Below are 9,945 nucleotides of genomic sequence, written 5' to 3'. Positions count from 1 at the left end.
TGTGGACGGGATAAGTGCTGAAAGCATCTAAGCATGAAGCCCCCCTCAAGATGAGATTTCCCATCACGTTAAGTGAGTAAGACCCCTTAGAGATGATGAGGTTGATAGGTCTGGTGTGGAAGCGTGGTGACACGTGGAGCTGACAGATACTAATCGGTCGAGGGCTTATCCTTAAAAAAGCATGAAGTTTGGAAACGTCGTATCTAGTTTTGAGGGAACATAAACATTGATTTTTATGGATAAAATCAGTAAAAAAACCCTTGCAATCTGTATGGAAATATAATAAAATTTATCTTGTCCCAACAGGATAAACAGTTTTGAGACACAAGGTCCAGTGATGATGGCGAAGAGGTCACACCCGTTCCCATACCGAACACGGAAGTTAAGCTCTTCAGCGCCGATGGTAGTTGGGGGTCTCCCCCTGTAAGAGTAGGACGTCGCTGGGCTTCATCTCAAAATTCCTTAGATTATATTATTCCACAGTAGCTCAGTGGTAGAGCTATCGGCTGTTAACCGATCGGTCGCAGGTTCGAGTCCTGCCTGTGGAGCCATTACCTTTGCTTCCATAGCTCAGCAGGTAGAGTGCTTCCATGGTAAGGAAGAGGTCACCGGTTCGAGCCCGGTTGGAAGCTCCATATTAATTAAAAAATATGGCCCGTTGGTCAAGCGGTTAAGACACCGCCCTTTCACGGCGGTAACACGGGTTCGAATCCCGTACGGGTCACCAACTTTTCTTTTAACTGAACATAACTTTTGGAGGATTAGCTCAGCTGGGAGAGCACCTGCCTTACAAGCAGGGGGTCGGCGGTTCGATCCCGTCATCCTCCACCATTTATGCCGGTTTAGCTCAATTGGTAGAGCAACTGACTTGTAATCAGTAGGTTGGGGGTTCAAGTCCTCTAGCCGGCACCATGTCTACTTACTATATATCTTCTTAGCTGACATGCGACGAGGAATATACAGCTTGAATAAGCTAGTAGACGCAGGGCATCAAATTGATGCGACGAGGAACATACTTCTTTTGAATCATCATTTAGACGCAGGAGTATGTTTTAAAACGTCTCTTTTTTTATGTGGAGGGGTAGCGAAGTGGCTAAACGCGGCGGACTGTAAATCCGCTCCCTCCGGGTTCGGCGGTTCGAATCCGTCCCCCTCCACCATCTTTGTTTAACTTCTTAAAAGTTAGACCATAATTCAAATAATATGCGGGTGTAGTTTAATGGTAAAACAAGAGCCTTCCAAGCTCTGGTCGTGAGTTCGATTCTCATCACCCGCTCCATTCATTTCGGGGCTTTAGCTCAGCTGGGAGAGCGCCTGCCTTGCACGCAGGAGGTCAGCGGTTCGATCCCGCTAAGCTCCACCATATACATAACAATTAACAATCAGGCGGTCATGCCTGATTTTTTTTATTGTTTAGGAAATTATAAAATCACTAGACTTGTGGATAGTTGTTCGTTAAAATGTTCGTATCATTTTTTGGAGAACGGATATGAGTAAAAACAGATACAAAAACGGTGTCATTAAACAAATTTTGAAAGACCACTTTGATGGCTTTTGGAATCTTCATGACACAAGATTCCCAGAAGCGTATCGGAAAGATATTAAAGAAACGGTGTGGAAAGCTATTCGATGTGGTACACGTGATTTGGGTTATTCGCGATATGAATGTTTAGGCTGCGAAGGAAAACCAGATCCTGTCTTTGTCTGCTTTACATGCAAAAGTCGCTTCTGTCATAAATGCGGTAAAAAGTATACGGATGACTGGTCAGATAAACAACAGGAAATGATTTTTAATGTACCGCATCGGCATATGGTATTTACCGTACCCAAGGAGTTAAGAAACATATTTTTTCAGGATCGGAAAAAGCTGAATGAACTAGCCAAGAAAGTAGCTGAAGTCTTTCAGTTTTATTATCATCGAAAAAGTAAAAAAAGAGGGCTTCAAGTAGGCGTGATTACTGTATACATACATTCGGAAGGGATTTGAAATTTAATCCGCATATCCACGCCTTAGTAACAGAAGGAGCTATTGATAATAAAAATGAGTGGGTACCGAGTGACTTTATTCCGTATGATTTTTTACGAAAATCATGGCAGAAATTATTACTGGATATGGCCAAACAATGGTTTCCTGATCATCCAGCAGTTATTCAGCTCATCAATGAACTCTACCGGCGTTACCCGAAAGGGTTTTACGTCAATGCCGAACAAAAGATGAAAGATGCGAAAGGAGCTGCCAAATACATCGGAAGGTATTTGGCTAGACCAGCTGTCGCTGAATATCGTATTGAAGAATACGATAGAAATCTTGTTCGTTTTTGGTATGAAGACCATCAAACAGGGAAAAGGGTGGATAAAAAAGTATCTGTCTTTCGCTTTCTCTTTGATCTTCTTCAGCACATTTCCCCCAAGCATTTTCGAATGGTTGGTCGTTTTGGTTTGTACAGCCGAAGAGCTTACAAAAAAGCCAAGGCTGTATTAAGCCTGCGCTCGTTTATGAGAACGAAACAAATCCAATGGGTACTTGAGCGGAAACAAAGAAAGAAGAGTTATCGACAAAGAATGATTGAAGCGTTTGATGTGGATCCGTTTAAATGTCCTCATTGTCAACAGCGAATGGACTTGATTGAAATCTGGCATTCTCGATACGGATACTTGTATCATTACATGGAAGGTATGGAATGCATAAAAGGATGGAGGTCGAATAACAATGACAACCAAAAAAGAGCAGGATGAGTTGAATAAGGATTTTTTTAAATCGCTCGAAGAGGAAGATCCGTTTGGTTTAAATGAGGAAATAAAAACAATCACATTTACGTGCAAGGATTGTCATGAAGAAGATGATGTTCCTGATTTTGTCGTGGCTGAATTTGGGCTAGACAAAAAGAAAGGGGAAGAAGTGGAAGTCCAGTGTCCAAGTTGTGGAGGCACTATGATTCAAGCGAGAAAAAATCCCAAGTGAATAGCTTCACTTGGGACGTCATAAAGTCGCGTTAGTGATTTTGTTCTTTGTATTGAGAAAATCAGTGTTTTAAAAGGAAGATGGACTCATCCATCTTTCTTTTTCATGATTTGTTGGTTTTTAAACGAGTTTTGTCGAAAAGCCAATAACTATAACTTTATGGCCAATTACAGCCTATAATTTAAAATGACCGCCTTTAAACGGATTATTTATTCACTTGAACTGCTCGTTACAACACAAAAAAGAAGAGGGACTCAACCTCTTCCTCTTGTTTTTTCTCATAAATATGTATTTATCCGTCGAAAGCGCTTTCTTTTCGGTATATCTATGCAAAATTTTGTCCAGTTGAACCATGAAATCCCTTACAGATACAATGGTATTAGGAATTCGATAGTTTTTTGTTTTTCATAAGGGAGGAAGAAATTGATGGTGAACGATATTACAGTAATCGGAGTACCGATGGATTTAGGACAAATGCGACGCGGAGTAGATATGGGCCCGAGTGCCATTCGATATGCAGGAATTATTGAGCGTTTAGAGAATCTGAACTATCAGGTTGAGGATTTTGGTGATATAGAAATTGCTCGTCCAGAAAAGCAAAGTGTTGAAAGCGAAGGAAATCTTAAAAACTTAAATGGTGTATTAGAGGCGAGCGAAAAGCTTTCTGAATCAGTTTCTAATGTAATTGCCAGCAAGAAGTTCCCGCTGGTATTAGGAGGAGACCACAGCATAGCGATCGGTACATTAGCTGGTGTATCAAAACACTATAAGAATCTTGGTGTCATCTGGTATGATGCACACGGTGATTTAAACACAGCAGATACTTCTCCAAGCGGAAATATTCATGGCATGCCGTTAGCAGCAAGCATTGGTATCGGGCACGAGAAATTAACGAACATCAGCGGCTATACACCAAAAGTTAAACCTGAAAACATTGTTATCATTGGAGCACGTTCACTTGATGAAGGTGAGAGAGAACTTATAAAAGAAAAAGGAATTAAAGTTTATACAATGCATGAAGTAGACCGTCTTGGAATGACAAAAGTTATGGAAGAGACGATTGAATATTTGGCACATACTGACGGGGTTCACCTTAGCCTTGATCTAGATGGTCTAGATCCCCACGATGCACCAGGTGTAGGTACTCCGGTTCTTGGCGGAATCAGCTACAGAGAAAGTCACCTTGCGATGGAAATGCTTGCAGAATCTGAAATCATTACATCCGCGGAATTTGTGGAAGTGAATCCAATTCTTGATGAGAAGAACAAAACAGCTACGGTTGCTGTGGCATTAATGGGCTCTTTATTTGGCGAAAAACTATTATAGAATGATTTAAACAAAAACAGTTGCCTCTTTTACGGAAGCAACTGTTCTTTTTCATTTATGCGTTGATATTGATTTAGCAGCTGATCGATTTCTTGAGAAAGTTCAACAACTTCTTCTGCAATTAAAGGAAGGTGTTTTGAAAGCTCATTCATTTGCTGTCTGGAGTGTTCGATTTGTTCAATCAATAAATCTCTATGCATTTACAAACAACCCCTCTCTTTACTCGATTAAAGTATTTTATATGATTAATATTCCCAGGGTCTATTATTTTGAAACACCGTTATTAGAAAAATATACCTTTTTATTTCGTCAAATTCTGCGTCGTGATAAAATAAAAAAATAACATAAATTATTGAAACTTATGGAAACCTGAACCGTAAATAAAATTCGAGTGGTGATAATAGATGGACGCCTTAGTAGCGAATATGGTTGCCCAAGTTAAAAAAGGGGACCAGGAAGCGTTTGAAGGCATTGTGGACCTTTTTAAAGATAAAATATACCGGCATTGTTTCCGGATGGTCGGCAATGGACATGAAGCAGAAGATTTAGCACAAGAAACTTTTTTAAGAGCTTACCGTAATATAAGTAAATACAATAATGAATTTAAATTTTCAACTTGGATATACAGAATCGCTACAAACCTTTGTATCGACCGGTTAAGAAAGAAAAAACCTGATTATTATTTGGATGCAGAGGTGCCTGGCACTGATGGAGCTAACATGTATAGCCAGCTGTCTGCGGATGATCCGTTACCGGAACAGGTTGTAACAGAAAATGAGCGATGGAATGAACTTCAAGAAGAAATTATGAAACTTCCCGAAAAGTATCGGACAGCTATCGTACTAAAATATGTAGAAGACTTATCATTAGAAGAGATAAGCCAGATTATGGACATACCCGTTCCAACTGTTAAAACACGTATACATCGGGGTAGAGAAGCGCTGAAAAAAGTATTTCAAATGGTTGTAAAAACGAGGTGAAGAAAAATGCAATGTGAAGCTTCTGTATATGATGAATTGATGAATAAAGTACTCGATGGTGATGCGACAAAGGAAGAGAAACGTGCTTTTCATGCTCATCTGGAAGAATGCGAAACGTGTAAAGAAGAGTACGAGCTGCTTACACATACTTTAAAGGAATTACAGTTACAAACACATATAAAGGCTCCTGAAGGATTTACTCAAGCCATAATGGCTCAGCTGCCAAAAGAGAAACAACAAATAAAATGGAAGCGATGGATGCAGCGCCACCCTGCTCTTACAGCAGCGGCGATTTTTATGTTTTTCATGGCAGCCTCTGTTTTTACAAGCTACAATCAGCAGGATCTGGCTGTAGTAAAAGGCGAAGGAAATCTCCAAATAAAGAAAGCTGAAAGAGTAGTTGTTGTCCCAGAAGGTGAAACCATAAAAGGTGACCTTGTTGTTGAGAATGCAGATGTGCGGATTGAAGGCAGAGTTGAGGGAGACGTCACTGTAATAAAAGGAAATCAATATCTTGCATCAGCAGGTGAAGTAACGGGCCACAGTCAGGAAATCGGCCAAGTTGTCGAATGGGTATGGTACAAGTTGAAATCACTATTTAGTACAAAACAAGAAACGATGATTGATGATAAGAGCCGTTTACAGACGGCTTTTTTTGTTGGAAAGGAAAGTACACAAAAGAGTTAATTGGAGGGGTGCAGGGTATCCGAGTGGCGAAATTTGTCAGGGTGTGTCGTCTCGTGGTTATTTTTAAATGAACGTGGGATTATTTCAATTAACGTGAGAATAAAATTAACTAACGTGGGATTAATACGATTTACCGTGGGAATGCTTGCTGTAATACCTGTGGTGGTATTACTAAAAAGAGAGTTTCAATCACCGAAATTGCCGCTAACACGAGTAAAAGAAATGGATGAGCCAGCAGTTTCACAAATCTTGAGCCTCTCATGTTCAGTTTTCTTTATAATGAGGTATGCTATAATAAATAAGTTAAATCCATTATGAAACTTCAACTTGGACCACATACCCGAGTTGGGAGGGAAGTTATGTTACCAATTGCAGATTTTAATATCTTTAACTACATTACACAAATAATTGATATTTTATTGGTGACCTATGTCATCTATAAACTGATTATGATTATCCGGGGAACGAAAGCCGTTCAATTGTTAAAAGGGATAAGCGTAATCATTGTTGTATGGTTTCTAAGCAGCTCGTTCGATTTAAGGACGATGTCATGGCTGATGGATAAAGTCATTACATATGGATTGCTTGCCATCATTATCATCTTCCAGCCAGAGCTGAGAAGAGCGCTCGAACAGCTTGGCCGGGGCAGGTTTTTTTCAAGAACTGGAATCCCAGAAGAAGAAGAAACAGAAAAAGCGATTGCCGCTATTGTAAAGTCTACTAACTATATGTCCAAACGCCGTATTGGAGCCATTATCTCAATCGAAAGAGAAACAGGATTGAGTGAGTACGTTGAAACAGGGATTCCGATTCAGGCTCAGCTAACATCCGAGTTATTAACGAATATTTTCGTTCCGAATACACCGCTTCATGATGGAGCAGTCATCATAAAACAAAGCCAGGTTTTTGCAGCTGGCTGTTATTTGCCGCTTACAGAGAGCCCTTTTGTATCAAAAGAGCTTGGAACAAGACATAGAGCAGCATTAGGGATCAGTGAAGTAACAGATGCCGTAACCGTTGTAGTTTCTGAGGAAACAGGTACGATCTCTCTTACAAAGAACGGAGAAATTTATCGTAACCTGGACGAAGAGTCTTTAAGAAATTTGTTAAATGCAGAATTGATTATTGCTAACAAGTCCACTTCCTCAACTCGCTGGAATTGGAGGGGAAAGAAAAATGGACAAACTCCTTAATAGTTCATGGTTTGTTAAAATTATTGCTTTCCTCCTAGCATTAATGATGTATACCATCGTTACAATGGAAACCCAGGAAGAAGCAGCAAACCGTTCCATCTTTTCAAAAATGTACACGGAAAGTGAAACGATACAGGACGTCCAGATCACACCTTATTTTGATGAAGAGCAGTATGTTTTAACCGATTTACCGTCTTCGGTGGATCTAACATTAACAGGATCGAGCCGTCTGATTACAAAAGCGACAAAAGTAGATAAAGAGTTCGAAGTATATATTGATCTGACCAATATGGAGCCAGGCAACAAGCGGGTTAAAGTAAAGGTGCGCGGCTTGCCTGAAGGTGTTAAGGCGAAAGTGAAGCCTGAATACGTGGACGTTATCCTCCATAAGAAAGTTACAAAAGAGATGTCTGTTAATGTAGATTTAAAAAACACGAAAAAATTGCCAGAAGGGTACACAGTGGGAGATGTTGAATTCTCGCCGAAAACTGTAAGAGTAACAGGTCCAGAAGGCATGATCAACCAGATATCATTTATTACCGGGTTTGTGGATGTTGGAGAAGCGGACGAGCCTATACAAACAAAAGTACCGCTTAGAGCATACAACCAACAAGGAGACCTTATTGATGTTCAGGTTTCTCCTCAAACGGCAGATGTAACCGTTCCGATAAAAAAACCTAAGAAAACAGTGCCGATTTCCATTCGTACAAATGGTGAGCTGGAAGAAGGCCTATCTTTGGGATCCATTACAACTGACCCAAAAGAGATTACACTTACAGGTACAACAACTTCTTTAGATAAATACGATTCATTTAAAGAGATTTCTATAGATTTAAGCAAGATAAAAAAGGATACAACATTAACGGTAGATGTACCCGTACCGGACGGAATCGATGCTGTTTCCGTAAGCGAGGTAACCGTTTCAGTTGACGTTGAAGAAGAAGATGTTACAAGAACGTTTAAAGATGTTCCTTTAACTTTGCTGGGCACTAGTGATGAGAAGAAAGCTACCATACTGGACCCACAGGATGGTGCTGTTGACGTGACTGTAAAAGGAAAGAAAAGTATTCTGGATTCTCTCGAAAAATCAGATCTGCAAGGTGTTGTGGATGTGAGTCAGCTTGAGCAAGGGACACACGAAGTAAAAATTGATTGGAAAAATCCTGCTGATATTGATCTGACAGATACAGTTCAAGAAGCCAGTGTGGAAATTCAAACAGAGACCAGCAGTCAATAGATGAAGGAGAGAGCAATAATGGGAAAATATTTTGGTACCGATGGAGTAAGAGGAGTAGCAAATACAGAACTAACGCCAGAACTTGCCTTTAAATTAGGGCGTTTTGGAGGATATATATTAACGAAAGATACAGACAAACCAAAGGTTCTAATCGGTCGTGATACACGGATCTCCGGTCAGATGTTAGAGGGTGCACTTATAGCAGGTCTTTTATCAATCGGTGCAGAGGTTATGCGTTTAGGCGTTATTTCTACGCCTGGAGTAGCCTTCTTGACAAAAGCGATTGGTGCACAGGCAGGGGTAATGATCTCTGCTTCACATAATCCGGTTGCTGATAACGGAATCAAATTCTTTGGAGCAGACGGCTTTAAGCTTTTAGACGAGCAGGAAGCTGAAATCGAAGCTTTATTAGATAGAGATACAGATGATCTGCCTCGTCCTGTAGGCGGCGACCTCGGTTCTGTCAGCGATTATTTCGAAGGCGGACAAAAGTACCTTCAATATTTAAAGCAAACGATTCCTGGAGACTTCTCAGGTCTTCATATCGCATTAGATTGTGCGCATGGTGCAACGTCTTCACACGGACCGCACTTGTTCGCTGATCTGGAAGCAGATATTTCAACAATGGGCACAAGTCCGAACGGATTAAACATCAATGATGGAGTAGGAAGTACTCATCCAGAAAAGCTTGCTGAACTTGTAAAAGAAAAAGGGTGCGACATGGGATTGGCTTTTGATGGAGACGGAGACCGTTTGATCGCAATCGATGAGAAAGGAAACATAGTTGATGGTGACCAAATCATGTATATCTGTGCTAAGCACCTTAAAGAACAAGGACGATTAAAGCAGGATACGGTTGTATCAACAGTTATGAGTAACCTTGGATTTTATAAAGCAGTTGAAGCAAATGGCATGAAATCAGCACAAACAGCTGTTGGTGACCGTTATGTAATGGAAGAGATGCGCAAGAATGATTTTAACCTTGGCGGAGAGCAGTCTGGGCATATTATTTTCTTAGATTATACAACGACTGGTGATGGACTACTTTCAGGAATTCAGCTTGCATCTATCTTAAAAGCAACCGGCAAACCGTTGTCAGAGCTTGCAGATGAAATGAAGAAGTTTCCTCAGCTTTTAATCAACGTAAAAGTAGCGGATAAGTCAAAATTAAATGGAAATGAAGCGATCAAAGCAGCTATTGATAAAGTAGAAACAGAACTGGAAGGGAACGGCCGAGTGCTGGTTCGTCCTTCTGGAACTGAACCGCTTGTTCGTGTCATGGTTGAAGCTCCTACAGAAGAGCTTTGCCAGAAGCATGCAGAGACAATAGTAGAAGTTGTTAAACAAGAATTAGTTTAAAAAGAAAGACCTTTTTCCGCCATAAAATAAAAAAGGGCACGAAACATATGCATATGCGGCTCACACAAAGGGCTGCTTATGCATATTTTTTTATTATGGAACATTAGGTTTCAAGTTTTAATTCATTCGGGAAATAATAATAATTGACGGTTTTGAAAAACCCGTGTATGATTATTTTTGTTTACTTTAATAAAAAGGAAG

At 40.3% G+C, this 9,945-nt stretch carries 8 protein-coding genes, 8 tRNA genes, 2 rRNA genes and 1 pseudogene; 18 read left to right on the top strand and 1 reads right to left on the bottom strand.

Going from position 1 to position 9,945, the window contains the following annotated elements; genetic code table 11:
• The 13 genes and pseudogenes from M3196_RS21050 to rocF all read left to right on the top strand — a co-directional run.
• Positions 1-173: ribosomal RNA gene (locus M3196_RS21050) — 23S ribosomal RNA — on the top strand; the annotation flags it as partial.
• A gap of 157 nt (positions 174-330) precedes the next feature.
• Positions 331-446 (top strand): 5S ribosomal RNA (gene rrf, locus M3196_RS21045).
• A gap of 30 nt (positions 447-476) precedes the next feature.
• Positions 477-551 (top strand) — tRNA-Asn (locus M3196_RS21040).
• Positions 552-559: 8 nt separating this feature from the next.
• Positions 560-635: transfer RNA gene (locus M3196_RS21035), tRNA-Thr, on the top strand.
• A 17-nt stretch (positions 636-652) separates the two neighbouring features.
• Positions 653-727: transfer RNA gene (locus M3196_RS21030), tRNA-Glu, on the top strand.
• Positions 728-755: 28 nt separating this feature from the next.
• Positions 756-831: transfer RNA gene (locus M3196_RS21025), tRNA-Val, on the top strand.
• A gap of 5 nt (positions 832-836) precedes the next feature.
• Positions 837-912 (top strand) — tRNA-Thr (locus M3196_RS21020).
• Positions 913-1,075: 163 nt separating this feature from the next.
• Positions 1,076-1,160, top strand: a tRNA-Tyr gene (locus M3196_RS21015).
• Between the two features lie 45 nt (positions 1,161-1,205).
• Positions 1,206-1,279, top strand: a tRNA-Gly gene (locus M3196_RS21010).
• Between the two features lie 8 nt (positions 1,280-1,287).
• Positions 1,288-1,363 (top strand) — tRNA-Ala (locus M3196_RS21005).
• A gap of 126 nt (positions 1,364-1,489) precedes the next feature.
• Positions 1,490-2,736, top strand: a pseudogene (locus M3196_RS22280) (IS91 family transposase).
• Positions 2,711-2,962 carry a hypothetical protein gene (locus M3196_RS20990; RefSeq protein WP_251322872.1) on the top strand — a complete coding sequence of 84 codons (252 nt, stop codon included), beginning with the start codon at positions 2,711-2,713 and terminating at the stop codon, positions 2,960-2,962. The pseudogene M3196_RS22280 and the gene M3196_RS20990 overlap by 26 nt, the downstream one beginning before the upstream one ends.
• Before the next feature lie 426 nt (positions 2,963-3,388).
• The gene (rocF, locus tag M3196_RS20985) at positions 3,389-4,288 is read left to right on the top strand and encodes an arginase (RefSeq protein ID WP_251324254.1); all 900 of its coding nucleotides are present in this window, start codon (positions 3,389-3,391) and stop codon (positions 4,286-4,288) included.
• A 29-nt stretch (positions 4,289-4,317) separates the two neighbouring features.
• Here the strand turns inward: rocF and M3196_RS20980 are convergent, their stop codons facing one another.
• Complete coding sequence (locus M3196_RS20980; protein WP_251324253.1) at positions 4,318-4,488, bottom strand: aspartyl-phosphate phosphatase Spo0E family protein; 171 nt, start codon at positions 4,486-4,488, stop codon at positions 4,318-4,320.
• Positions 4,489-4,692: 204 nt separating this feature from the next.
• Between M3196_RS20980 and sigW the strand changes: the two genes are divergently transcribed.
• From sigW to glmM, 5 genes are all read left to right on the top strand, one after another.
• Positions 4,693-5,268, top strand: a complete 576-nt coding sequence (gene sigW / locus M3196_RS20975; RefSeq protein ID WP_251324252.1) for an RNA polymerase sigma factor SigW — start codon at positions 4,693-4,695, stop codon at positions 5,266-5,268.
• A gap of 6 nt (positions 5,269-5,274) precedes the next feature.
• Entirely contained in the window at positions 5,275-5,955 is a 681-nt protein-coding gene (locus M3196_RS20970; protein WP_251324251.1) for a zf-HC2 domain-containing protein, read from the top strand.
• Positions 5,956-6,314: 359 nt separating this feature from the next.
• A complete protein-coding gene (gene cdaA, locus M3196_RS20965; protein ID WP_251324250.1) occupies positions 6,315-7,148 on the top strand; it encodes a diadenylate cyclase CdaA in 834 nt (277 codons plus the stop codon).
• A complete protein-coding gene (locus tag M3196_RS20960; protein WP_251324249.1) occupies positions 7,132-8,385 on the top strand; it encodes a CdaR family protein in 1,254 nt (417 codons plus the stop codon). Before cdaA ends, M3196_RS20960 begins: the two co-directional genes overlap by 17 nt.
• An 18-nt stretch (positions 8,386-8,403) precedes the next feature.
• Positions 8,404-9,744, top strand: a complete 1,341-nt coding sequence (gene glmM, locus M3196_RS20955) for a phosphoglucosamine mutase (protein WP_251324248.1) — start codon at positions 8,404-8,406, stop codon at positions 9,742-9,744.
• Positions 9,745-9,945 lie beyond the last annotated feature (201 nt).

The sequence above is a fragment of the Fictibacillus nanhaiensis genome, from assembly GCF_023715445.1.
GTDB classification, from domain to species: domain Bacteria; phylum Bacillota; class Bacilli; order Bacillales; family Fictibacillaceae; genus Fictibacillus; species Fictibacillus nanhaiensis_D.
Note: the sequence above shows the minus strand (reverse complement) of the source record. Positions and strands in the feature narration are given on the sequence as shown.